Annotated in this window: 23 protein-coding genes; 14 read left to right on the forward strand and 9 right to left on the reverse strand. The window is 38.2% G+C overall.

Annotated elements, in window-relative coordinates:
• Window positions 1-38: 38 nt before the first annotated feature.
• Window positions 39-620: a 3D domain-containing protein gene (locus KHA88_RS10410; RefSeq protein WP_213098671.1), complete on the reverse strand. Its 582-nt coding sequence runs from the start codon at window positions 618-620 to the stop codon at window positions 39-41.
• A gap of 291 nt (window positions 621-911) precedes the next feature.
• On the opposite strand from KHA88_RS10410, the gene hprK reads away from it, so the two are divergent.
• The gene (gene hprK / locus KHA88_RS10415; RefSeq protein ID WP_213098670.1) at window positions 912-1,826 is read left to right on the forward strand and encodes an HPr(Ser) kinase/phosphatase; all 915 of its coding nucleotides are present in this window, start codon (window positions 912-914) and stop codon (window positions 1,824-1,826) included.
• 58 nt (window positions 1,827-1,884) lie between these two features.
• Here hprK and KHA88_RS10420 read toward each other — a convergent pair whose 3' ends face one another.
• Complete coding sequence (locus tag KHA88_RS10420; RefSeq protein WP_213098669.1) at window positions 1,885-2,064, reverse strand: H-type small acid-soluble spore protein; 180 nt, start codon at window positions 2,062-2,064, stop codon at window positions 1,885-1,887.
• Between the two features lie 24 nt (window positions 2,065-2,088).
• Window positions 2,089-2,268, reverse strand: coding sequence for an H-type small acid-soluble spore protein (locus tag KHA88_RS10425; RefSeq protein WP_213107607.1), 180 nt, complete (start codon window positions 2,266-2,268; stop codon window positions 2,089-2,091).
• A gap of 170 nt (window positions 2,269-2,438) precedes the next feature.
• Here KHA88_RS10425 and KHA88_RS10430 point away from each other — a divergent pair, with 170 nt between their 5' ends.
• Window positions 2,439-3,023: a YdcF family protein gene (locus tag KHA88_RS10430; RefSeq protein ID WP_213098667.1), complete on the forward strand. Its 585-nt coding sequence runs from the start codon at window positions 2,439-2,441 to the stop codon at window positions 3,021-3,023.
• A gap of 38 nt (window positions 3,024-3,061) precedes the next feature.
• Window positions 3,062-3,502 (forward strand): YhcH/YjgK/YiaL family protein, encoded by a 441-nt coding sequence (locus KHA88_RS10435; RefSeq protein WP_213107609.1) that lies wholly within the window; start codon window positions 3,062-3,064, stop codon window positions 3,500-3,502.
• A gap of 182 nt (window positions 3,503-3,684) precedes the next feature.
• Here the strand turns inward: KHA88_RS10435 and KHA88_RS10440 are convergent, their stop codons facing one another.
• Window positions 3,685-4,611 carry an aldo/keto reductase gene (locus KHA88_RS10440; RefSeq protein ID WP_213107610.1) on the reverse strand — a complete coding sequence of 309 codons (927 nt, stop codon included), beginning with the start codon at window positions 4,609-4,611 and terminating at the stop codon, window positions 3,685-3,687.
• Between the two features lie 171 nt (window positions 4,612-4,782).
• Here KHA88_RS10440 and KHA88_RS10445 point away from each other — a divergent pair, with 171 nt between their 5' ends.
• Window positions 4,783-5,397 carry a class I SAM-dependent methyltransferase gene (locus KHA88_RS10445; RefSeq protein ID WP_213107611.1) on the forward strand — a complete coding sequence of 205 codons (615 nt, stop codon included), beginning with the start codon at window positions 4,783-4,785 and terminating at the stop codon, window positions 5,395-5,397.
• 55 nt (window positions 5,398-5,452) lie between these two features.
• On the opposite strand, the gene KHA88_RS10450 is transcribed toward KHA88_RS10445, so the two are convergent.
• Complete coding sequence (locus KHA88_RS10450) at window positions 5,453-6,007, reverse strand: DJ-1/PfpI family protein (protein WP_213098663.1); 555 nt, start codon at window positions 6,005-6,007, stop codon at window positions 5,453-5,455.
• A gap of 506 nt (window positions 6,008-6,513) precedes the next feature.
• Here KHA88_RS10450 and KHA88_RS10455 point away from each other — a divergent pair.
• Together KHA88_RS10455 and KHA88_RS10460 are read left to right on the forward strand one after the other, a co-directional pair.
• A complete protein-coding gene (locus tag KHA88_RS10455) occupies window positions 6,514-7,500 on the forward strand; it encodes a nuclease-related domain-containing protein (protein ID WP_213121874.1) in 987 nt (328 codons plus the stop codon).
• Window positions 7,501-7,680: 180 nt separating this feature from the next.
• Window positions 7,681-7,860 carry a hypothetical protein gene (locus KHA88_RS10460; protein ID WP_213121875.1) on the forward strand — a complete coding sequence of 60 codons (180 nt, stop codon included), beginning with the start codon at window positions 7,681-7,683 and terminating at the stop codon, window positions 7,858-7,860.
• Here the strand turns inward: KHA88_RS10460 and KHA88_RS10465 are convergent.
• Complete coding sequence (locus KHA88_RS10465) at window positions 7,857-9,347, reverse strand: peptide MFS transporter (protein WP_213121877.1); 1,491 nt, start codon at window positions 9,345-9,347, stop codon at window positions 7,857-7,859. The two genes, KHA88_RS10460 and KHA88_RS10465, sit on opposite strands and share 4 nt — an antisense overlap.
• A gap of 205 nt (window positions 9,348-9,552) precedes the next feature.
• Window positions 9,553-11,061, reverse strand: a complete 1,509-nt coding sequence (locus KHA88_RS10470) for an ATP-binding protein (protein WP_213121878.1) — start codon at window positions 11,059-11,061, stop codon at window positions 9,553-9,555.
• 437 nt (window positions 11,062-11,498) lie between these two features.
• On the opposite strand from KHA88_RS10470, the gene KHA88_RS10475 reads away from it, so the two are divergent.
• On the forward strand, window positions 11,499-12,497 hold the full coding sequence (locus KHA88_RS10475) for an alpha/beta hydrolase (protein WP_213121880.1): 999 nt from the start codon (window positions 11,499-11,501) through the stop codon (window positions 12,495-12,497).
• Between the two features lie 20 nt (window positions 12,498-12,517).
• Window positions 12,518-13,285 carry a YhfC family intramembrane metalloprotease gene (locus KHA88_RS10480; RefSeq protein WP_213107616.1) on the forward strand — a complete coding sequence of 256 codons (768 nt, stop codon included), beginning with the start codon at window positions 12,518-12,520 and terminating at the stop codon, window positions 13,283-13,285.
• 25 nt (window positions 13,286-13,310) lie between these two features.
• Here the strand turns inward: KHA88_RS10480 and KHA88_RS10485 are convergent, their stop codons facing one another.
• Window positions 13,311-14,345 (reverse strand): alpha/beta fold hydrolase, encoded by a 1,035-nt coding sequence (locus KHA88_RS10485; RefSeq protein ID WP_213121881.1) that lies wholly within the window; start codon window positions 14,343-14,345, stop codon window positions 13,311-13,313.
• Window positions 14,346-14,591: 246 nt separating this feature from the next.
• Here KHA88_RS10485 and KHA88_RS10490 point away from each other — a divergent pair, with 246 nt between their 5' ends.
• The 5 genes from KHA88_RS10490 to KHA88_RS10510 all read left to right on the forward strand — a co-directional run bounded on the left by KHA88_RS10490 (window position 14,592) and on the right by KHA88_RS10510 (window position 21,103).
• Window positions 14,592-15,062, forward strand: a complete 471-nt coding sequence (locus KHA88_RS10490; RefSeq protein ID WP_213121882.1) for a DUF4231 domain-containing protein — start codon at window positions 14,592-14,594, stop codon at window positions 15,060-15,062.
• 395 nt (window positions 15,063-15,457) lie between these two features.
• The gene (locus tag KHA88_RS10495; protein WP_213098655.1) at window positions 15,458-16,774 is read left to right on the forward strand and encodes an alkaline phosphatase; all 1,317 of its coding nucleotides are present in this window, start codon (window positions 15,458-15,460) and stop codon (window positions 16,772-16,774) included.
• Between the two features lie 181 nt (window positions 16,775-16,955).
• A complete protein-coding gene (locus KHA88_RS10500; protein ID WP_213098654.1) occupies window positions 16,956-17,411 on the forward strand; it encodes a MarR family winged helix-turn-helix transcriptional regulator in 456 nt (151 codons plus the stop codon).
• Window positions 17,412-17,538: 127 nt separating this feature from the next.
• Window positions 17,539-19,269 carry an ABC transporter ATP-binding protein gene (locus tag KHA88_RS10505; protein WP_213098653.1) on the forward strand — a complete coding sequence of 577 codons (1,731 nt, stop codon included), beginning with the start codon at window positions 17,539-17,541 and terminating at the stop codon, window positions 19,267-19,269.
• Window positions 19,262-21,103, forward strand: a complete 1,842-nt coding sequence (locus KHA88_RS10510) for an ABC transporter ATP-binding protein (protein WP_213098652.1) — start codon at window positions 19,262-19,264, stop codon at window positions 21,101-21,103. Before KHA88_RS10505 ends, KHA88_RS10510 begins: the two co-directional genes overlap by 8 nt.
• A gap of 55 nt (window positions 21,104-21,158) precedes the next feature.
• Here KHA88_RS10510 and KHA88_RS10515 read toward each other — a convergent pair whose 3' ends face one another.
• Window positions 21,159-23,015: an exo-beta-N-acetylmuramidase NamZ family protein gene (locus KHA88_RS10515; RefSeq protein ID WP_249313035.1), complete on the reverse strand. Its 1,857-nt coding sequence runs from the start codon at window positions 23,013-23,015 to the stop codon at window positions 21,159-21,161.
• A 466-nt stretch (window positions 23,016-23,481) separates the two neighbouring features.
• On the opposite strand from KHA88_RS10515, the gene KHA88_RS10520 reads away from it, so the two are divergent.
• The gene (locus tag KHA88_RS10520) at window positions 23,482-24,663 is read left to right on the forward strand and encodes a ParM/StbA family protein (RefSeq protein ID WP_213098651.1); all 1,182 of its coding nucleotides are present in this window, start codon (window positions 23,482-23,484) and stop codon (window positions 24,661-24,663) included.
• The last annotated feature ends 1 nt before the right edge of the window (window position 24,664 follow it).

Here is a 24,664-nt window from a genome sequence, read left to right on the forward strand (position 1 = left end):
AAAATCCCGAATGCTAATCAGCATTCGGGATTAAGTATTTATCGATAAACTTTTACTTTCACTGTTCTTACGCCCCAATTAAAAGCTTTCTTTTTGGTAGGCATGTGTAGATCAATTTTCTTTCCTTTAATAGCGCCGCCAGTATCACCAGCGATTGCTTCTCCGTATCCTTCAACATAGACCTTTGTTCCAAGTGGAATCACTTTTGGATCTACGGAAATGACTTTTGCGTTAGGATTTTTCTTTAAGTTAATGCCGGTAGCGGTAATTCCACTGCAGCCTTTACAGCCCGCAGTATAAGCCGTTGCTTTAACCGTCAAAGTTTTGTATTTAGCCTTTTTAGTAGTTTTCACTACTTTTTTGCTAGTCGTTGTTTTTTTCGTGGCCGTAGCTTTAGGTTTAGTAATCTTTAAAACTTGCTTTGGCTTGATTATATCTTTTTTAAGACCGTTCCAGCTTTTAAGTTGGTTTACAGTCACTTTATATTTAGTAGCAATGCTCCATAATGAGTCGCCTTTTTGTACCTTATATGTAGTAGTCGCAGCCGATGCCTGTGAAACTCCAGAAATACCAAAGATTAGAAAACATGCTGTCATCATTGAAATTACGATTTTTTTCAAATTAGTAGTCTCCTTTGTTTTTAATCGTAGCATCAGTATAACAGTGAAATGTTACATGAATATTTCATTGGAATTACAAATAGATAATATTGGTAAATTGGGTTTAATATTGCTAATCTAGCATTTTAATAGAAATAGGAACAAAATCATCCAGCCAATTTTGATTTTAAGAACTTCGGTTTTCCATATTTATGTTCTAAATCAAGCATAATAGTGATTTGTAGGGTGACTAATTTCCTATATTGATGTACAATTCTGAATTAGAGGCCAATTGGGACGGAGAGGATGGTAGTGAAGTCATTAACTGTTAAAAATCTAGTTCATACATTTTCATTGGCAGTATTAGCCGGGGAAAATCAATTAGATCGAATCGTTACAAAATCGAAATCGCATCGTCCAGGATTGGAGTTCATTGGATATTTTGACTTTTTTCCAATGGAACATGTTCAGATACTGGGCAAAAATGAGATTACCTATTTACATACATTAACCCACGATGAACGCAAATTACGGATAGGCAATATTGTAAAATACCATCCTCCTTGTTTCATCGTCACAGACGAGCAGGAAGGCCTGATGTATTTGAAGCGATATTGCGAAGAAGAAGGGATTCCGTTGTTACATACAAATGAATCCGCCTATGAATTTATCGCAAAACTTGATGCCTATATGACAAAAGCTTTGGCACCAGAAGTCGCGATTCACGGGGTTTGTGTCAATGTATTCGGAATGGGCATTTTACTGCGCGGCAATTCGGGGGTAGGAAAAAGCGAAACGGCGCACACATTAATTGGCAGAGGGCATCGACTTGTGGCAGATGATATCGTTGTGTTAAAAAAACTCAGTCATCAAACCCTTCTTGGTACACACAATATGAAGAATAAGGAATTTCTCGCACTAAGAAGTGTAGGACTGTTGAATGTGGTTCGCGTTTATGGTCGAAAAGCATTTCAGGATGAAACGCGGATCGCGCTAGATATTGAACTAACAAAGTGGCAGAAAAACTCATTGAATAATGAATTAGAGATTAAAACTAAATATAAGGAATATATGGGCGTTCGGATTCCTCATATAGAGATTCAGCTTCAACCTGGAAGAGATGTTGTAGGGTTAATTGAAGCAGCGGCAAATAACTGGTACCTCAAGCAGCAAGGATACAGTGCTGCAGAAGAATTTATTAAACGGATTGAGAATCATGAGGAATGAACAATGGTTATAAATAGGGGCACCGCTTTCAGAAACGGTACCCCTTCTTTAAGGAAATTTACTTCTCATGAAGACTTGTTAATTGTACGTCAAATTCATTTTGTGGGTCATTTAGTGCAAAAACTCGGGCTGTTTCATTTTCTTCGTTAACACGTTGGATATAGATAGGAATCCCGTTATAAGTAACATGTTGTAAATCGGGTGATTGTGCGATTTCCTCAGCTCTTAGTCTGTTCATGAAAAAATCCTCCGTAAAATTTATTTATAGGCCTTCTTCAATTAAACCGTTCAAATCTACCTCTTGTTCATTTTCCATCTCATCAAGAGGAAAAATGGTTGCCGTTTTATTATGGACCTCTTTAATATAAACGGGTATCCCATGGTAATTTACGTTTATCATGACATGCGAATCAATTATTTCTTGCGCGCGCTGGATATTCATTATTTCCTCCTTGTTCAGGATATCCACTGTATGTTTTACTTGAATAGGCATAAATATACGAGATTTAGCAGGAAACCGTGAGCACTCGATGAAATTAGGAAATTAGAATAACGTATCAAAGTGAAAACATTGTTTTCCTCCACATTTAAAATCAGAACGGATTTGAAAAAATGAAGAAAAAAATTATTCTGCTGTTCAGCATTTTTATGGCATTGGTCATTGTCTATTTTGGAGCCCTGCAATTAAAGATGAGTCAATACAGCAAGCTGGAAGCACCAGAAAATGCGGATTATATTATTGTCCTTGGTGCAAGGGTGAAAGGTTCGGTCCCTTCGCTTGCACTCCAGGCCCGGATTGATGCAGCCTCCCAGTATTTAAAGGAGAACGAAAACACCATTGCAATCGCTTCCGGGGGTAAAGGCCATAACGAAGATATTTCTGAAGCCGAGTCAATCAAAAGGGAGCTGGTGAAGCAGGGAATCCATGAGGATCGGATTGTCATGGAGGATCAATCGACAAATACATACGAGAACATCGCATACGCAAAGGCACTCATACCTGGAAAGGCCAGTACAGGAGTGGTCGTCACCAATAGCTTTCACATATACCGATCAATCAATATTGCTCGAGATATAGGGCTTGATCTAGCAGGGCTTCCTGCAGAGACCCCGTTGATAGCAATCCCGAGGTCCTATTCAAGGGAATATTTAGCGATTACAAAGTATTATTTAATTAAACTTGGGGTGCTAAAATAACACTGTATGGATTTTATGAATAAGAGGAGAAATGCCGCATGATTTACGACAAAATTGAAAATTTAGGTCAGTACACTTTTAACAACGAAAAATTAAATAGTGCCATTCAAGATATTGTTGCAGGATTGATTGAAGAAGAAAATAAATCGATCGATTTTCAAAAAAATAAAATTGCGTTTCATACCACTTTACTGAGAGAAAAAAGATATGAAGCTCATAAGAAATACATAGATATCCACATAGTTTTGGAAGGAAAGGAATATGTTGAAGTAGCGAACCTGCAGCTTTTAACGAATAAAAGTGAATATGATAGCGAAAATGATATTTTCTTTGGGGATGTGTCTACAGACAGTAAGTTCTCCGGATACTTAGAAAAAGGATTCGCACTTATTTGTTTTCCAGAAGATGCCCATTTAGTAGGCGCACATAAGGAGTTAGAAGAAAGGGTCAGTAAAGTCGTTTATAAGATTCAGGCATAAAGGTTTGATACGAAGACAGAGCACCATGAAATTAGGCGAAGTCTGTCTTCATAAGATTACTTATGAGGACGCACACCGTAATATCAGGGGACGGCCCTAATAATACAAAAGCAAGTGGAGAAAAACAACTTGTTTTTCTCCACCTGCTTTATTTTAGGGACTTATTTGGCAGCCTGATTAATTTAAGGAACGATATTCCCCGCTGCTTTATAAATCTTGTACCATTCATCTCTTGTCAACGGAATGTCGGAGCCCTTGCATGCGTCTTTCAATCGCTGTGCATTGGTCGTTCCAAGTACTACCTGGATATTGGCAGGGTGGCGAGTAATCCATGCAGTAGCGATCGCAGTATTTGTCACTTCATATTTTTCAGCAATATTGTCAATGACTTCGTTTAACTCAGGGAAGTTCTCAACATCACCCAGGAATGGACCTTTAAAGAAGCCATTCTGGTAAGGTGACCATGCTTGGATTGTAATATCATTGAGACGGCAATATTCCAAGATGCTGCTGTCACGGTTAACAGATTGGTCAATATTCATATTTAAAGCAATGCCTGAGTCAATGATAGGCGTATGTGCAATGCTTAATTGCAATTGATTTACTACCAGTTTTTGAGATATATATTTTTGCAGTAGTTCAATTTGAGCTGGATTATGGTTTGAAACCCCAAAATACTTTACTTTTCCGCTATTATGCAATTCATCAAAAGCTTCTGCAACCTCTTCCGGTTCCATTAATGGATCTGGACGATGGAGAAGTAAAATATCTAGATAGTCAGTTTTTAAACGTTTTAAAATACCGTCAACAGACTTTAGGATATGCTCCTTTGAGAAGTCAAAATAGTTGTCCTTCGTGTTAATTCCGCACTTACTTTGCAATATCATTTTTTCGCGGATGTCCGCATTCATTTGAATAGCGTTTGAAAACAGTTCTTCACACTCGCCGCCGCCATAAATATCGGCATGATCAAAGAAATTAATTCCTTCATCCAAAGCCGTGCGAATTAAATTTTCAATCTCGGATAATGAAAGCTGCGTGATTCGCATATTACCCATAATAATATTGGAAACGTTTAAATTAGTGTTTTTAATTGGATAGTATTTCACGAGTAAAATCCCCCTTAATTTTAATACACACTATTACAATACCTCATCAGGTAGTCCCTAGGTCAATCTATAAGCACTGAAAATGGCAAAATTTCAAAAAACGCATTTTTAGAGTAAAAAGAGAGGTATGTAATGAAAGGTGTTGAATTATATTTAGGAGGGGGGGATTAGATGGAAAAAGAGAAACTAGTTCGTATATTTGACAGACAAGCAGGAAAATATGAAAAAAATAAAGAAACCGCTAAGCAAAGAAGGTGGCGGGAAAATCTAATCAGTCATGCAGAGGGTGAAGTGCTTGAGCTTGCCGTCGGAGCGGGTGCTAACTTTTCATTCTATTCAGCTGGAGTTAAGGTAACAGCAATCGACTTTAGCGAAGCAATGCTAGACATAGCTAAGCATACCGCACAAACATATCGTGTTGAAACAGATTTCATCTGTTCCGAAATTGAAAAGATGAATTTTCCTCATGATTCTTTTGATACGATTGTTTCCACACTATCCTTTTGTAGCTATGAGAACCCTTTAATGATGCTGAAAAAAATTCAAGATTGGTGCAGACCAAATGGGAAAATCCTGCTAATGGAGCACGGTATTAGCCCAAACTTCGTGGTTTCAACAGTTCAAAAAGCCCTCGATCCACTATTATACCGTATGATCGGATGTCATCAAACACGCAATATTCCAGAACTAATTCGAGAATCGGGGTTATCCATTGATCGCGTGGAAAGCCACTACTTTAAAATGCTTCATGTTATTTGGGCTAAACCAGGAGTAAGTGAGGTTTAATGTGCATAATTTAAAAGCCTTTTCCATATTCAATTAGAAAAGGCCTTCAACTCTATCATTTATTTAATAAACTTATAAATTCACGCATAAACCCTGGCAGATCAGGCCAAGCATGACCGGATACAAGGTTTTCGTAGACGTGCAAGTGTTCTTCAATATACTTAGCGCCACAAGCTTGCACATCAGGTTTACAGGCAATATATGCAGTATATTCTTTTCCCCTCATGAGATCAGGTACAACGGAAAGCACCTGTGCTGCATGGCAGATAGCTCCAACAGGTTTATTTTCCTCAAAGAAATGGCGAACTATGGCTGGAACTGATTCATCTAATCGAATATATTCTGGCGCCCGTCCTCCTGGTATAATCAATCCGTCATATTCAGATGGCATCACATCGGCAAAGGCTATATGAGAGTCTAATCCATAGGCTGGCTTTTCGACATATGTTTCTGTTCCTTCCACAAAATCATGACTCACTGTATACAGCTTTTTAACGGAAGGTGAAGCGATGGTTGCTTCGAATCCCTCTTCTAAACAACGATAATAAGGATAGAACACTTCTAGCGCCTCTACTGCATCACCTGTAATAATTAACACTTTTTTACTCATGAACATGCCCTCCATTAAACGATTTAGTTGTTGAAGATTTGTGTTGCTGCTTTCTTGGTGTCCATCATAGTAATCATTCTAGAATAATTGGTAAAAAGCCTTCTTTTTTTAATACCCAAAAACATCAAAGTAAAGCCTTCTAGGTTTTTACTAAATCTCCCCGTAACTTACTGCTCTTAATCTTGGCTGATGGTAGGCTTCTATGTTTCTGATGATTTGAAAGAGGACATTTTTATTTTAAAAAAGGATTTAGGCCCTATGAATTAGTAGCTAAAGGAGCAAATCATGGAGAGTATGAGAGAGTTAAAATAAATGATTATGATCTTGGGAAAATCAGACAAAAAAATTACGTAAGAAATATAATTCAATGGCAGTTATATTTATTTTTGAGAAATTGATTGAATAGATATAATTAGATGGTCAATTGTTGCTCAAAAAATAATATATAGGAGGAATAAAGGGAAGTTTGTAGAAATGATTTAATATCAGCTAAACGAGGTGATTAATTGATTAAAAAAATGAGGGAAATGCCCGTAATAATCTTGAAGCTAGAAGCACTATTGAGACGACTATCATTAAAACATCAGCGAAGAAAGAGCATTGAAGAGGAGTTGGCGATGCGTTATGCTGGATTCCGCGGAGAACAGGCACTAGATTATCATATTGCTCAAATTCCCCAGAAAAATCATTTTATTTTTCAAGACCTTCGATTGCCACTTTCAAAAGATTCCTTCTTTCAAATCGACATCCTCCTCTTATCACAGCAATATTTCATCATTTTAGAAGCAAAAAATATAGCCGGTACAATATTTATTGATCAAAATCAATTATTGCGTACGCTCGATGAAAAAGAAGATTCCTATCCGAACCCTATTCAACAAGTGGAAAACCAGCAATACAATCTTGATGAACTAATCGAAAACCACTGTAAAATAAAACTCCCGAGCACTTCATTTGTTGCCATGACGAACCCGTCCAGCATTATCAAACCCAATCCCCAATACTCCGCCGTAGCTAAAAACGTAATTCGTCCCGCTGCAATTCGGCAAAGATTTGGAGACGTTAATAATTCATACCAAAAGGAGCTGATTGAGAAAAAAGAAATGCAAAAACTTTCCCGCCTGCTGATCGGCATGCACACCCCTTCTGATCCTGATATTTTAAAACAGTTTCAAATAGGGAAGGGTGAGATTCTAACAGGGATATACTGTGACCAATGTAATAATCTGTCCATGACTAAGCGTCAGCGAGTATGGGACTGTACTATATGTAGTTATACGAGTAAAAATGCGCATATTCAGGCACTGATCGATTATCGATTATTAATTGGTCCAACAATATCGTGCAAACAATGTAGTTCATTTTTTCAAATCTCAAGTTCTATATCCTCCAAGTTATTACGCTCATTGAATTTAAATTTTTTTGGAGAAGGCAAAAATCGAGCATACAAGTTGGAGCTGGAAGACTTACAAAAGCTGATAAAGAATAAGTAAAATGCCTGAGTGGCTCGCAATCGCGGCTGAGTGGCTCGCATCCGTGCCCGAGTGGCTCGTATCCGTACCCGAGTGGCTTGAATCGGTCTGAGTGGCTCGCATTTGTGCCTGAGTGGCTCGCAATCGCGGCTGAGTGGCTCGCATCCGTGCCCGAGTGGCTCGTATCCGTACCCGAGTGGCTTGAATCGGTCTGAGTGGCTCGCATTTGTGCCTGAGTGGCTCGCAATCGCGGCTGAGTGGCTCGCATTCGTGCCTGAGTGGCTTGCATCGGTGCTAGAATCGCTAGATTCAAAAGTAGCCATAAAAAAAGACGAAAGGCCAATTAAATATGCCTTTCGTCTTTTCATACAATCTAATTAACGTACACCCTTCATAAAGCCCTGAATTTTAGGCGATAGTACGAAAAGGAGAATACTAAGAACAATCGCAATTCCGCCGATCGTACCGAAATATAGTGTTTCGGTTGCAGGTGAATAGAATTTAACAATTTGTGCATTAAGTGCCTGGGCAGCGGCGTTTGATAAGAACCATAAACTCATCGTTTGCGCCGAGAAGGCAGCAGGCCCTAATTTTGTGGCTGCAGATAGTCCAACAGGTGATAAGCATAATTCTCCAATTACGGCAATTAAATAACTAAGAACAAGCCATATTGGGCTTACTAGTGAATGCGTGCCCCCAAAGTAACCTGGTAAAAGAATAACAATAAATGAGATGCCAGCGAACAATAAACCTAAAGAAAACTTTTGTGGTATTGAAGGCTGACGATTTCCTAGCCTTATCCAAAGCCATGCAAATACAGGTGCTAAAACGATAATAAATAATGGGTTTAAAGATTGGAACCAAGCAGGTGAAATATGTAATCCTGCAAAGTCTAATTGTGTACGCTCGTCTGCATAATTAGCAAGGATGGTTGCCCCTTGCTCTTGAATCGACCAGAACATAACAGAAGCCAGGAAAAGCGGAATAAAAGCAATTAACCGTGAACGCTCTGTTGCTGTTGTTTTCGGACTGCGATACATAACAAAGAAATAAATTGCTGGAATTAGAAACCCAAGAATTCCTACAAGCGCAATGAAGGTTTCAATTGTTAGTAGGCCCATTGGAATTGCCACTGCGATTAAGATAGCGACAATAACAGCACCCAAACCAAACTTGGTGAAAACCTTTTTCTTTTCAGTTGGTGACAGTGGATTTGCTATATAAGTGCCGGCAAGACCGAGATTCTTTTTCTTCGTAACAATAAACACTATCAATCCTAAAAACATACCGACGGCAGCGATACCGAAACCTAAGTGGAAACTATATTTCATAACAGATCCGACAATTAATGGAGAAATAAAACCTCCAAGGTTAATCCCCATATAGAAAATGCTGAATCCAGCATCACGGCGATTGTCCTCTTCACTATAAATATCTCCTACCATGCTGGAAACGTTAGGCTTCAGCAAGCCTGTCCCAATGACAATCAGAACCATCGAAATAAAGAACATCGTTAAACTTCCAGGTAAAGCTAAGACAAGGTGGCCAAACATAATAAATATTCCACCATAAAATACAGCTCTTGACGTTCCGAAAACCCTATCGGCCAACCAGCCACCAATAATTCCGGACATATACACGAGTGATCCATAAATAGATACAATGGCAAGCGCGGTTGACTTATCAATCCCCAATCCGCCTTTTGACACCTCATAGTACATATAATAAACAAGGATTGCCCTCATTCCGTAATACGAGAAACGTTCCCAAAACTCAGTAAAGAAAAGGGTGAGCAATCCCTTAGGATGTCCAAAAAAACCTTTTTGCGGGACACTTTCTACAATTTTCTGTTTATTAAACGTTGACACGTGAGTAACCTCCTTTATTCTTTTACTATAATACTTTTAATCGATTTATATTGCAAAACAATTTTCTCATTCGGCTATTTGTGTGAAAATGTTAAATTTTTTAACTATTCCAGAATACTGTATATAGAGGGAAACTCTATCCTCGAATACGGGTATCATTTCCTATTTATACAAAAAATACAACCATCAGAAATGGTTGTATAGGTTAAACTTCTTTTGAAAGCGGGACACGAATTTCCACCTGAGTTCCTTTATGAAGGGTGCTTTGGATAGAAATAGTTCCGCTATATGAGTCTATAATACGTTTACAGACAGTTAATCCTAACCCGGATCCATCCTTATCCATAGTAAAAAACGGATTAAATACTTGATCCAAAATCTCTTTTGGAATTCCTTTTCCATTATCGACCACTTGAATGATACAGGAATCAGCATGCTTTTGGAGTGAAATGGTTAGTTTTCCACCGTTAGGCATAGCGTGTAAGGCGTTTTTTGATAAATTGAGAAATACTTGTTTTATTTGATCTTTTACACATGAAATAGGCAAATCATAAAGAGGATACTCCATAGAGACATCAACATTCATATAATGCGCTTCTGATTGAATAATGGGTTCTATTTCTTTTAATATATCTTTCACATTGTTCGTATGTAATGTGTAAGCGGTAGGTCTTCCAAGCAGTAGTAGTTCATTCACAATGGTAGTAATTCGAGTAATTTCCATTTGGATTACTTCGAAATAGTATTGAGCTTTCTTATCCTTGTATTCTTCGCTAAGCAGTGAAATCAATCCTTTTATTCCAGTTAAAGGATTGCGAATTTCATGGGCGGTACTAGCAGCAAGATTACCAATTAACTCTAGCTTTTGATATTCATTCTGTTCTTTTTCCTTCTTTACCTTATATTTTAGGCGAATAAAATGGATAAATAAAAGTAATATATTCATGATGAAAAAGACAATGAAAAAGTTATAAAAAATGGTCTTTCCGTATAAGTCGTCCTCATCGGGAATCACTTTGGCCGTAATAGTCCAAGGCAGTGGGATTAAATCAACACTAAAATCTATTGAATGATCTCCAGCAGCCAAAAAAACCGTCTCAATGATTGTTTCGCCAGTATGATCTGTTACTATGATCATTTCATCGTTTAATAAATCCTTCATTGAAGCTCCTAATTCATCCAGTCTTAAGCTAGCCAGGAGAACACCTTTCACATCACCATTGTCGCTCACAGGATTGGCAATTGTAATGATAAAGCGCCCTGTAACACGCCCGATATGTGCATTAGAAAAACTCGTTTTGCCTGTTTTTAATGCCTTTTGAAAATAATCACGATCACTAACATTCACCGAGGAAAGAGAATTAGAACCGAAAAGTAAGTCTCCTTCGGGATTGGCCCAATAGAACCCAGAAAAGCGTTTATCCATTGCGTGCGTTTCCCTTAATATTTCTTCTACATGATCCAAGTTATTATGCTGGATATTGATCAGTGTAGTCAGCATTTCTAATCTACCAACTGTTTCACCGATAAAGTTCTCTATACTTTTTGCATGAAGATTCGCATTCCATTGAGCTTCGTTTTTATATTCGTATGTAATTTCTTTCATTTGCTGTTTTGTCAAAATAGTACAAATAACTATGGTTGGCAGCAAAGTAATCAAAAGATAGATGATTAACTTCTTCGCAAATGGTTTGATGTTCCGTCTTAATATCAAAACGATCTTCTCCTAACTTCATAAAACTCACTTCCAATATTCAACCCATCATATCACCTATTGTCTAATTTTGGGAAAAAATAGCGTATCTTTACAAGATTTTTACACAGTAATTCGCTTATATCTTATCCATTTAGAAAACGGACTTCTATACTCGTTTTCTTATTTGTTATAAAGCTATCAATGCATTGAAAACAGGACCTTAATCATGTGAAAAATGTCGGTGGAAAAAGAGTGTGTAATTAAAAAAAATATGGTAATTTTAAGTAAATAACATATATTAATCTTTGAATCAAGGGAATATTTTACTATTTTATTTTTGGGATGAGGCAGAGGAAAAGAGACGAAAGCGCATATTAACAACCATAATGACGACAGAAAACAATAGGCAGCTGGGAAGTAGGTACATTATCTTAATTAATCAGGAGGAAATTCAAATGAAATATGAACAAGTCAGCATTAAAAGTGATGTTATGTTAAAGGGTACAATGACTTTTCCTGAAACGGAAGATGGCCAGCTCCCAGCGGTCTTATTTCTCTCGGGTTCAGGCAAGTTAAATCGAGATGGAAGTGCTGTTAAAGGGAAATTTAAATTTAATTTATATAAGGATCTGTCTGACTTTCTTGCCTCATTAGGATTTGTCACTCTTCGATATGATAAACGTGGGATTGGTGAAAGTGAAGGAGATTTTCAGAGTGCAGGGCTTTGGGATGCAGTAACGGATGCGGAAAATGCCCTTGAGTTTTTGGCGTCCAATCCTAAAGTTGATCCGAATCGAGTTCTTATTTTGGGCCATAGTGAAGGTTGCATGGTCGGGACGGCATTATCTGAAAGAAGACCAGTCAATGGATTAATTCTCCTGGCAGGTGGAGGCGCAGGGATGCGTGAATGTCTAGACTTGCAAAGACAACAATTATATAAAGAGTTAAGAGAGGCAAAAGGCTTACAAGGATTTATTATTAGAACGTTTAACACGCTTGAAAAAGGTGAAAAGCAAGCACAAGGGACGTATAAAAAAATGACGTCATCGAATAAAGATGTAATTAGGGTAATAGGTTTTATTAAAATGCCTGCAAAATACTTTCGTGAACATTTTGCCTTTAATATTGTTGAAGCGCTTAAGCAGGTTAGATGTCCTGTATTGGCGATAAACGGCTTAAAGGATTTTCAAGCAAGTGCGGAATATTTAAAAAGAATACCGGAAAATGTACAAGGAAGCTCAACGTGTATTTTAGTAGAAAATATGGATCACGGATTAAAAGAACAGCTTACACCACTTTCCGCTTCAACCTACAAAAAGGATTATATAAAAACAATCGGACAACCGATTCATCCAGAACTTACGATGCATCTTGCTTCATGGCTGAATGAATGGAAGGAAACAAAGATTGGTGAAACAGCTTCAACTGTTGAGAATAAAGCATTAACACTTTAAAAAAGAGAGAAGGGGTCAATGTGGTCAGTAATGCTACGATCATCTCAATGTTTGTTCCGATAGTATTTTCATTCTTATTATTTGCCGGGCTGATTTTGTTTTATAAAAAGAAAACAGGTATTTATGTAAAACCATTGATTATTGGTAGTATCGGATTTATTGTATTTACACAAATCTTAGAAAAGGTATTACACGTAATAGTGATAACTAGCTTCCCCAACTATGCGGACCATCCATGGTTATTCGGATTATATGGTGGAATGGCAGCGGGAGTATTTGAAGAGATTGGGAGATTCATATTATTCACATGGCTACTGAAAAAATACCTTGATTATAAAGGCGGAATTTCCTTTGGTATAGGGTGGGGAGGCATTGAGGGAGTTTTGTTAATGCTTATGATATTTGTACCAAATATTTTATTCGCTTTTTTCATCAATGCAGGGACTTTTGAGTCGGAATTAGCTGGGCAAATTCCCGCAGATCAATTAGCTACGCTAAAAGAAACAGTGTTGAGCCAAGGAGTATCCTTTTACTTGCTTGCATCTGTAGAACGACTCTTCGCTGTTTTCTTGCAAATTGCTTTAAGTTTATTAGTTTTACTGGCAGTTGTAAAAAAGAAATTTTCATATGTGATCTATGCTATTCTCATTCATGCTATGATCGACTATCCATTGGCGTTTTACCAAACGGGTCATATTAAAAGCTTATGGGTCATTGAATTATATCTCGCTATCATTTGCGCATTCTCGTTTATATTTATAAAAAAAGCAAAGAGAATGATCCACTAATTGAAAAATAGTGAGCAGTGTTGCATTACTGCTCGCTATTTTTAACGTTCTCTATAATATATTTTTCAATTTCTTTTGCTTCCTCCGGATGAAACATATGCGAAGAATTTTCATACCAGACCATTTCTTTTCCAAAAGGGGCATCTAATCTTTCAAAAAACTCTTGTACAGGCTTTCCGTTCACATGTACATCTTTTTTTCCATGTAAAAAATAAATGGGCGTATCTATCCTTTTCAAAGAATAATTGAAGTCTATTTTTGCAAAATCTTCGATTAAACTTTGTGTATATGTTTTGTTATAAGAGCTATAAAAAGTATGAAAAATATCTTTTAATGAGTAATCAGATGCAAATAAAAATAACTTGAAACCACCGATCATCCCTGGGTGTTTCACTGTCTCACTTGTATAAATCATTGAGTTGTATTTAATCAATGGAGAACGAAAGTCTAACCAGTTTTTGACGTTACTGACATAGGGCGGCTTGCCGATTTCATCCAATTTTTTCAGCGTTTTCTTATCCCCTTTTGCCTCAGCTTTTTTCTTCACCCATTCATAGCATAATTGATCGTTTTCCGTCCAATTCAATATTTGGGAAATACCTACATAGGCATGGAGTTTTTCGGGATATCTTGATGCAATGGATAATCCGATAATGCTACCCCAAGAGTGAGCGACAAGATAGATCTTTTCTTGATTAAACCTTTCTCTGAGAATATCAATCAATTCATTGCAATCACTAACAAACTGCTCCACCCTCATCGATTCAGGTGGAATCGTTTTATTAAATGATTTTCCCGCACCCCTTTGATCCCAAAGTACTAAATTGAAATGTTTCACCAGTTCCTTGGTTGTAGTGGATACGGCATAATCTTGACCGCGAGATACAACACCGGGGACCGGCATACAAGGTCCGCCATGAACGAACAACAGAACAGGATTAGTTGGATTAACAGATTGAATGAGGATTGTCTGATCTACTCCACCTAAGGAAAGTGTCTCGATAGAATCAATACCTGTTTCCGGAATGGTGAACTCTTTTCTTTTAAGAAATAATGCCATTTAATATCTCCCTTTTTTTATAATGATATATTTTTGTGAATATTAAAGCAATATCAATGTGGTTAAAATTGGGTAAAAGGTCATGTGAAAACACATTTAGTCATAAAGCTTGAGTTCGTACCGATTAAAAGTAAAAACAAAATCCACTTTCAAAGAATAAAATACAAAGAGGTTCGGAGATAAACCATAGCGGTCATTTCATCTATGCAAACCTTATTTTATCTTGAAAGGAAGTTGCGAACTCAGATGGGCATTGAAAAGGCAACTTATTTGCAAAAGGAAATTGAGGAAAACATTAAAGTTTTTGAGTACAGGAAAAATAGACATAAAAAAAAGGCATTCTACCTTAAATTGGTCACCGTTATTTGTTCTGCGAGCATTACTACTTTTCTTGGGCTAAAAGGCTTCAATGTGGGGAGTTTATTCATAAATATTTCTATTATTCTAGGAGCAGTTGTCACTGTGATTAATTTTGCAGACGGATTTTATAATTATAAGGAACTATGGATAAAGGACGGCAAGGCGTATATCGAGCTATTAGAGCTTCAACGAGACTTAACATTCTATATACAAGGAAGGGACCCCCGTTCTTATGTAATTGAGGAATTGGAACATTATAAATTCAGACTTAATGAAATCATCCATTCGAGTGCAGAGACATGGCATAAAATGCATCTTAAAGAAGGTAATAATGGTGAAGCGGAAGAGAATATGTAGATTGAGTATGGATGTCTCTTGGGAAAAAGGGAAATTAACACCGTTTGAATTATAAAACGGTGTTTTGTGATTGGATGCATGTTATCCAAAAGGTAAAAGAATTAATAGAATGTGTTGTAACAATTGTAATAATTGTAATATTTATCCAATGATAGTCATGTACAAAGTATTGGTTATTACGTTCCTTTTAGCTAATAAAGCTAAAGGATACAAACTTTTAATATAAAAAAAGTAATCGATATAGATAAAAGGACACTCAATAATAGTTGAAAAATATATTTTAATAATCCTTTAGCTTCATCTTTCTGAATCTGTAAAATTGTCACACTATTTTAACGAGGTCTTAATAATCCTGTTATATGATTGGTGTTGTACATATTATAAGGAGGGATAAAATGAAATTCTTGTTAAAAAAGAAAGTGATTTCCATTGTTGCTGTATCAACACTTATTATTGGAATATTGCTTGGTGCTGATTTCCAACCATCGAGTGTGGATGCACACCCTGCAATCAATAGTGGTAAGGCAAAAAATGTGATCTTTCTGATTCCAGATGGTTTCTCCGCTTCATATGCAACAAATTATCGATGGTATAAAGGCGAGGAATCCGCAATGGATTCTATGTTAGTAGGAATGCACCGTACATATTCTGCTAATTCGGAAGTTACAGATTCTGCAGCTGCTGGAACAGCCATGGCTACAGGAGAAAAAACAAATAATGGTATGATCAGTACTTCCCCAGAAGGAGAAAAATTACAAACGATATTAGAAGCTGCTGAAAAGACTGGTAAATCATCGGGACTTGTAGCTACATCCACAATTACACATGCTACTCCAGCTGTTTTTGCATCCCATGTTGCATCCCGTGCAGACGAAGCTGATATCGCACCCCAGCTCCTGGAAAATGATGTGGATGTCATCCTTGGCGGAGGGAAAAAGTACTTTCCTGACTCTCTGTTAAATGAAGCAAAAAAGAGCGGTTATAATATTATCAGTGATAAAAATGATTTACAGAAAGCTAAGAAATCAAAGAAACTGATTGGATTGTTTGCTGAAGATGCCCTGGCGCCTGAACTGGACAGAGACAAAACCGATCAGCCGAGCCTAGCTGAAATGACAGATACCGCTTTGAATATTCTCAATAAGGATAAAGACGGTTTCTTCTTAATGATAGAAGGAAGCCAAATTGATTGGGCGGGTCATGCTCATGATGCCGCTTGGGCAATGAAGGATACTGAGGCATTTGAAGAGGCGGTTGAGAGAGCGGTAGATTTCGCCAAAAAAGACAAGAAAACACTTGTCGTCATAGCTGGAGACCATGATACAGGTGGAATGTCCGTTGGAGGTTATGGCGAATACGCTGCAAATCTAGAAATTCTTAGAAATGTTACTGCTACTGGTGATTATATGGCAAGTCAATTGAATGATAACCGCAGTAATGTTAAAGAAATAGTTAAGAAATTCACAGATCTTGATCTTTCCGCTGAAGAAGTGGAAAAAATTAAAACAGCTACTAATCCAAATGGGGCAATCAACGATGTTGTATCCGAAAGGGCGCTGGTAGGATGGACAAGCTCTGCCCATACAGGAGTTGATATCCCTCTTTATGCATATGGACCAGGTTCTGAATTATTTAGTGGTTTGCATGAAAATACTGATATACCGAAATTAATTGCAAAGGCGATGAAGATTCAATTCAACAAAACAAAATAATCTGTATTATTGTAAATGGACTGCTGAGAATTTTCTCAGCAGTCTATTTTACTGACCATAATGTTTCTAATCAGTGAAAGGGAAATGGATATTCAAAATTATAAAAAAAGCAAAACGGAAGAAGAAAGCGATTGCATTTTTAATTAGGATAGCTATATAATATTTTTTAAAGAGGTGTTCTATGATGAAAGATGCAGATTATTTAGAGCGGTTTATGGACAGCGTTCAGTATGTCAGCAGGATGATGAAGAGGAATGTTCGTGATCAAGCGCTGCCACATGGGATTACAAAGACGCAATGGTTTATTTTACGGATATTATGGAAAAGACCTTGCACGATCGGTGAGTTAGCAGAAAAGCTGGAGGTACGCTCAAGTTCGATGTCGCAAATGATTGATCGTATGGAAGTGTCAGGCCTCGTACAGCGTCAAACTGACCCCTTAGACGGGCGATCCAAAATGGTCGTGTTAAATGAGAAAGGGGAGGAGCATATTAAGGCCGTTTCACGCAGTGGAATTGAATTATTGTCTGTCCCGTTTTCGCAATTTACTAGTGAAGAAAAAATGGTAATAGTGGAGCTTATGGAGAAATTCAAATTAAATCTTTCTGCTAATTTTGATCAGTGTAAAGATAAATAATATAAGGTACATATCATTATGTTGTGAAGGGTAGTAATTTACGGCAGTCATTTACTGAATTTTTAATTTACTCCCTGTGAGAAATGCGTTACCTTTCATAGTTGGATTAATTTTAGGGGGTATGATTTTGAGGAAGCTCATTCGCTATTTGAAGCCGCATTGGCTTTTTGCTCTGCTTGCACCACTATTAATGGTGCTTGAAGTTTGTATGGATTTATTACAGCCGCGGATGATGGCTAGCATTATTGATGAAGGGATTGTGACGGGAGATATAACGCTCGTGAAGTCAACGGGTTTATTAATGTTGCTTGTCGCATTCATTGGGCTCTTGGGCGGTGTTGGATGTACCGTGTTTGCAAGCTATGCTTCCGTTTACTTTGCGGCTGATTTACGGGAGGATTTGTATCAACGTGTTCAAAGCTTTGCTTTTAAGCAACTAGACCGCTTTTCTGGAGGTCAGCTTGTCACACGGCTAACGAATGATGTCACGCAGCTGCAAATGTTCGTGGAGATGGTATTAAAAATTTTCGTCCGTGCTCCTTTACTTACGGTTGGAAGTATTATTATGGCGATTATGATAAGTCCAAAGTTAGCCGCCATCTTAGTCGCTTCCATACCACTTCTTTTCGCCGCTCTTTTTTTGCTTATTCGCTTTGCGTTCCCTTTGTTTTCTAAAGTACAAGATAGACTTGACAATGTGAATAACGTTTTACAGGAAAACTTACGTGGCATGCGGTTAGTAAAAGCATTTGTACGCAGTGATTATGAACGGAAGAAATTTCAAAAGAGCAATATGGATTATACAGAATTTGCGGTGAAGGCGTTTCGAATCATGGCGCTCAATATGCCTGTGATGATGCTCATTATGAACATGACAATCGTTGCTGTCCTATGGTTTGGCGCCGGTCAGACATGGGCAGGAAATCTACCTGTAGGCGAGCTCGTTGCATTCATCAACTATGTTACTCAAGTGTTATTTTCTCTTTTAATGGCAGGGATGCTCATGATGGCTGTTTCACGAGCAAAGGCTTCTGCTGATCGCGTTAACGAAGTACTTGCTGTCGAGCCGGAAAAACAATCGCCAGCAGCTCAGCCACTTGAAAATTTGTATGGGCATATCCAATTTAATAATGTTTCCTTTGCCTACGAAAAAGAACAAGACTTTATTTTAGACGAAATCAATTTTGAAGCAAAACCTGGACAAATGCTTGCTATTTTAGGGGCAGCTGGATCGGGAAAATCAACGCTTATTCACTTAATTCCGGGGCTTTATGAGCCAACAAGAGGGACCGTATCTCTCGATGGCAAAAACGTACTAGACTTGCCACTTGAAGAACTTCGAAGGAATATTGGTCTCGTCCTGCAGCAAACTATTTTATTTAGTGGAACAATCTATGAAAATATTAGCTTTGGAAAACCGAATGCCACGATTGAAGAAGTAGAGGCTGCTGCTAGAGCTGCACAGGCTCACGAATTTATTAGTAAAATGCCGAAAGGATACGAAACGATACTTGGACAACGTGGAGTCAATTTGTCAGGAGGCCAAAAGCAGAGAATTGCAATTGCTAGAGCTTTACTTTTAAAGCCACAGATTTTAATCCTTGATGATAGTACGAGTGCTGTCGATGTGAAAACTGAAACTGCTATCCAAAAGGCGCTGAAAACGGAATGGAGTCACTGCACGTGTATTTTTATTGCACAGCGTATCTCATCTGTGGTTGATGCCGATCACATTATCGTGTTGGAAAATGGAAAAATTGCCGCAGAAGGAAAGCACGAGGAGTTACTTGTTGAAAGCGACATATATCAGGAGATTTATGCGTCGCAACAGCGGAAGGAGGATGTGATCAATGTCTGATAAGGAGAAACAAAGTGCGGCCACTGGCGCTCCTCCTGGATTTCGCGGTCCAGGCCGTCACATGCCTACAGGTCCTGTCGTTAAGGCGAAAAATACGAAATTAACCTTGCTAAGGCTTTGGAATTATTTGCGCAAACAAAAAGCGGGATTAATCGGAGTAACGGTCTTCACGGCCATTAGTGCTGTCCTTATGTTAACTGGGCCATATTTAATCGGGATATCGATTGACCGCTATATTATTCCCCGTGATTACAACGGCCTTTTTGTCCTTTGCTTTGTATTGCTCGGTGTTTATGTAGCGAGTTCGGCATTTTCCTGGCTGCAAATGCATGTCATGGCAGCAGTATCCCAGCACACAGTTCGCGATATGCGCCACGATTTATTTGATAAATTGCAGAAGTTACCTATTCCTTATTTTGATAAAACGACCCATGGCGAGCTCATGAGTCGTACGACAAATGACATGGAAACGGTCTCGAATACACTTAATCAAAGTATGGCGCAATTTATCAATAGTGTACTCACGCTAGTGGGGGTCATTATTTTTATGCTTGTTATGGACGTGAGGCTGACGATTGTTAGTATGATCATCATCCCGCTTGTTATTTTGACAACGAAAAGAGTTGCCACGTATACACGTAAGTTTTTCAGCACCCAGCAAAAAGAGCTTGGTTCTTTAAATGGCTTTATTGAGGAAACCGTATCTGGGCAAAAGGTCATCAAGGTGTATCGGAGGGAAGCAAAGACGCTCGAGCAGTTTAAAGAAAAAAACTGGGCTCTTCGCGATGTTTCGAAAAAGGCGCAAATCTTCGCCGGTGTCATGGGTCCTTCGATGAACTTTATTAATAATCTAAGCTTTGCACTCATTGCCGGAATCGGTGGTTGGATGGCCTTAAAGGAAATTGTGACGATTGGAATCGTCGTTGCATTCCTTAATTATTCCAGACAGTTTAGTAGACCAATCAACGAGCTGGCGAGCCAATTTAATATGCTGCAGTCCGCCATTGCGGGCGCTGAACGAATTTTTGAAGTGATGGATGAAGTGGAAGAAGATGATAAGAGGGAGAAACGACCAGCCCTTCCGCAAATACAACATTCTATCGAATTTGAAGATGTCTCATTCTCCTACACAAATGAAGATGGTCAGATCTTAAAAAACGTCAGCTTTACTGTGGAAAAAGGACAAAATATCGCTCTTGTTGGACCAACAGGAGCTGGTAAAACGACGATTATTAATTTGCTGACCCGTTTCTATGATATCGAAGAGGGCAGTATTAAGGTTGATGGAACAGATATCAAAGAGTGGGATCGTAACAGCTTACGACGTCGTATAGGGATCGTATTGCAAGATGCATTTCTATTTAGTGGCTCTGTGATGGAGAACATTCGCTATGGACGTTTAGACGCAACAGATGCAGAGGTGCGAAAAGCAGCAGAAATGGCTAATGCCGACAGCTTTATTCGTAAGTTGCCGGATGGCTATGCTTCTAAGCTATCCGCTGATGGCGGCAATTTAAGTCAAGGCCAGCGACAGCTAATTACGATTGCCAGAGCAATATTAGCGAATCCCGATATATTAATTCTTGATGAAGCAACGAGTAGCATTGATACACGGACAGAAAGGCAAATACAAGAAGCAATGAAAACCCTTATGGCTGGACGTACTAGCTTCGTCATTGCCCATAGACTCAGCACAATTCGTGAAGCAGACGTCATTCTCGTCATTAAAGACGGAGAAATCTATGAACGAGGAAACCACGATCACTTAATGGAACAAAAGGGGTTTTATTACGAGTTGCAAATGAACGTTGCAAACGCACAGAAAGCTGTATAGTAAGAAAGAAAAAAGCAGTTGGACTTGTAATCCACTGCTTTTTCATAGCAGTTTGTTATTTGTTCAAAAGATCAATTACAATACGATTTGAGAAATAAGGATCCATATAGGAAACTTTGTTTACCTTTAAGTGGAAACGTGCTTCAAACATATGACCATCTATGATCTCAAAAGTTACCTTTGATATTACAGGGCTGTTAGCAATGGTTACTGTTTTAGCCTCATTGGAAGAGAGGGGAGGACCAATTTCAGCGTATGGTACTGTTAAAATCAGTTGGTTTTCCTCTTCTGAGATTTGATATTCCGTATCTTTATTTAAATCGAAAACGACACGTGCGTAGTCAGGGTTAACGCTATGCCTAATATTGTTAATAATATTTTGAGCAACAACTACATTTCGATTAGCTTGGGTATCTTTATATTTGGCTGTGACTAATCCTGTTCCAGCCTTCTGCGCCGTAAATGTATTTCCCTTAATAGAGCCGACCTCACCTTTCACTTCCCACTTTATAAGAGAGGGATTAACATCAAGTTTGTTCCCATTCTTGTCGAAGCCGATGACTGTTAAATCCTTTGTTTGCCCTGGGGCTAATTCCAAATTATGCGGCAATATCCCAAGTACGGTCTCTGGCTTATAAGGCTGAGCTTTCTCAGGGTAAGGACCGTATAATAGGAAGTGATTTCTAGTGTTTTTAACCCAGTCATCTAGCTCATTCTTCCATAGCCCCATGATCTCTTTAACAGGTCGGTCTTCCAAAATCATCGGACGGACTCGCTTATCACCGATTAATGAATCATAGGAAGAAGAGATTTCAAATTTTTTAGGATTCTGATCCTTCATTGCATCGACTAATTGCAGTCCAAGCTCAACTAAATTTACTTGTTCCTCATCGTCTATGTGTACTTGTACTCCGCCAACCCGTTGCCCCTGGTATTTACCAAACATCGGAGTAAAATAGGCGGAACGAAATGAGACTCCGTCTATACCTCGCCCATTGAGATCATCTGCCAATTCTTGTCCATTAATCCAAGGGGCACCAAGCAATTCGAATGGTTTCGTAGTTCCTAGACCTGTTGAGAGTGACGTATCATCCACTAATTCCGTACCGGTGTACAAAAAGGCCGTTTCAGTCGTTGGAATATTCGGTGATGTTAAGACAAAGGGGAGCCCAGTGTCCTCGAACTGCATCGTTCTCTTCCAACCCTTCATTTTTGCTACCTTCAAATTGACCCCTAGACTATACTCGTGGTTCCACATTGTTGCCAATTCACCGACAGTCATGCCATGTCGTACAGGAAGGAGGAATCTTCCCATAAAGCTTACGGCATCTGCATTACGGACAGGACCTTCCACACGGACGCCGCCAGTAGGATTTGGGCGATCAAGTACAATGACCTCTTTATCATATTCAGCAGCTGCTTCCAATACAAATCCTAACGTATAGATATACGTATAAACATTGGAACCAACATCTTGAATATCGAAAAGAAGAACATCGACATTATCCAACATTTCTTTTGATGGCTTCCAAGTTGATCCATATAGACTGTATACAGGAAGCCCCGTACGTTCATCTGTATACGACTCTACATATGCGCCCGCAGGCTGATCACCGCGAATTCCATGTTCGGGGCCAAACAATGCAGTCAGATTGATATCCGGGTGTTCAAATAACAAATCAACTGTGCTCACTAGATTGCTATCCACTCCTGTTGGATTCGTAACGAGTCCAACCCTCTTTCCTTTAATCCAGTCAAGATGACTTTCCAGTAATACTTCAATACCTGGCTGGACCTTTGACGATCCTTCGTTCTTTTTTGCTTTTACAAGATGTGTATTTCCTGGAAGAGAAAAAGCTACTATTAGTAATACAGCTAAGATGGTAAAGAGACCTTTTTTACATAGTTTCAACTTATACCACACCTCCTGAAATACTTGGTTAACCTATGAATAATTATATCTAATGGAAAATGATAGCAAATGAGGCTAATCTCCCAATTTTGAATTTTGAAAAAATAAACCATGAATAATGGTAATTTACTCACGAAATATCGAACTCTTAGGTAAGTAGAGAGGGTGAAAACTTTTATTTTTATTTTGCCGGAACTATTAAAAGTAGATAAATTCGTTTGTTTTTTCGATGTTTACTTTTATGTATACATGTTTACAAGAAAAGAAGGTTTGTATGCAAATTAGTAAACATGTGTACATTTGTGTACACATGTTGTGCTTTAAGGATGTGTACGGTCTTGTATACATGATTTCAAATATGTCTACATGTTTACATTTATGTAATAATTGGCAGTAAAGGATTGACCAACAGGCAAAATTTATATAATCTTTAATAGAGTCATAAAGATGGAAAGGGATGATTTTTTTGGCAAACTCTCGTATTGCTGCAGTTGATGTAGGTAATGATTCACTAAAAGGAATCTTTGGAAAAATGGAAGCAGAAATCAATATTCCTAATGTGATTGCTAAGGATATTGAAGATCGCCCAATCATTGGAATTGAAGAATTAAATAATCAAGAACCACTCGATGGCATACATATTCGTCTGCACTCCCCTACTTTAAAAGACAATAACTCTATTTATCGTGTTGGGAATCTAGCAACAAAAAGCACCAATTCAACGGAACTAGATCCTGGGAGCAATAAATCTGAAGAAGATCAAACACTGGTTATGTTGTTTGCTGCCTTAGCTTTAGATGCTGCTCGAGAAGAAAATAAACAGGTTTTTAAACGTTCTAATAATGTAATAGAGGCTACTTATACATTAGGAACGGGCCTGCCGCTTAGAGAGGTTAAGGAAGGGAAGGATGTCGGATATCGTTCTCAATTACTTGGCTCTGTACACCAAGTGGAGTTTTTGGTTACACCTAAATATCAAGGTTTGAAAGTAAATATTAAATTTGAAGAAGTGAAAGTCTATCCGGAAGGCTTTGCTGCTTTTATTAATCTTGTGATGGATAATGATTTAAATATCATTAACAAGGATCTTATTGATAGACGAATTCTTATTCAGGATATCGGCGGATTATCAACAGATGTAGCGGTGATCAAAAATCGTAAAGTTGATGATGATAAAGCGCAGGGCTTCAACTTAGGTGTATCAGAATCCCTAGAAGCTATTCGCGATGAAATACGTTCTAGACATGGGGTAGAGCTCGATAGCCGCCGCGATGTAGTGGAAATTATCACGAAAAAACATGATCGAAATCATATTATGGTGAAGGGAAGCCGGACAAGCGTCCATGATATTGTAGATCGCATACTCCTTGAACTGGCGAAAAAGCAATACCGCCATTTGAGAAATATTTGGCAAAAGAACTCTCAGACAGAAATTTGTTATTTCATCGGCGGAGGCTCTATCGTTTTAAAAGAGTATCTAAAAGCGTTAAATAATAGTTTAGATGGATATAATATTGATTTCTTTGAAGATGAAAAAGAAAGTGTTTGGATGATGGCAAATGCCTATTACAAATTAATCTCAGATTTTTCAAGAAAAAATCAACCTGAAAAGAAGAAAGAAGAAGAAAAACTGGTCAAAACTAAATAGG

Source organism: Lederbergia citrea, from assembly GCF_018343525.1.
Classification (GTDB): domain Bacteria; phylum Bacillota; class Bacilli; order Bacillales; family Bacillaceae_C; genus Lederbergia; species Lederbergia citrea.

What these genes read in the sequence shown, in the direction of transcription:
- KHA88_RS10475 (WP_213121880.1), top strand. Translation starts at nt 11,499, where the DNA reads ATGAAATATGAACAAGTCAGCATTAAAAGTGATGTTATGTTAAAGGGT.
- KHA88_RS10435 (WP_213107609.1), top strand. Translation starts at nt 3,062, where the DNA reads ATGATTTACGACAAAATTGAAAATTTAGGTCAGTACACTTTTAACAAC.
- KHA88_RS10495 (WP_213098655.1), top strand. Translation starts at nt 15,458, where the DNA reads ATGAAATTCTTGTTAAAAAAGAAAGTGATTTCCATTGTTGCTGTATCA.
- KHA88_RS10500 (WP_213098654.1), top strand. Translation starts at nt 16,956, where the DNA reads ATGATGAAAGATGCAGATTATTTAGAGCGGTTTATGGACAGCGTTCAG.
- KHA88_RS10445 (WP_213107611.1), top strand. Translation starts at nt 4,783, where the DNA reads ATGGAAAAAGAGAAACTAGTTCGTATATTTGACAGACAAGCAGGAAAA.
- KHA88_RS10485 (WP_213121881.1), bottom strand. Translation starts at nt 14,345, where the DNA reads ATGGCATTATTTCTTAAAAGAAAAGAGTTCACCATTCCGGAAACAGGT.
- KHA88_RS10510 (WP_213098652.1), top strand. Translation starts at nt 19,262, where the DNA reads ATGTCTGATAAGGAGAAACAAAGTGCGGCCACTGGCGCTCCTCCTGGA.
- KHA88_RS10430 (WP_213098667.1), top strand. Translation starts at nt 2,439, where the DNA reads ATGAAGAAAAAAATTATTCTGCTGTTCAGCATTTTTATGGCATTGGTC.
- KHA88_RS10490 (WP_213121882.1), top strand. Translation starts at nt 14,592, where the DNA reads ATGGGCATTGAAAAGGCAACTTATTTGCAAAAGGAAATTGAGGAAAAC.
- KHA88_RS10420 (WP_213098669.1), bottom strand. Translation starts at nt 2,064, where the DNA reads ATGAACAGACTAAGAGCTGAGGAAATCGCACAATCACCCGATTTACAA.
- KHA88_RS10425 (WP_213107607.1), bottom strand. Translation starts at nt 2,268, where the DNA reads ATGAATATCCAGCGCGCGCAAGAAATAATTGATTCGCATGTCATGATA.
- KHA88_RS10450 (WP_213098663.1), bottom strand. Translation starts at nt 6,007, where the DNA reads ATGAGTAAAAAAGTGTTAATTATTACAGGTGATGCAGTAGAGGCGCTA.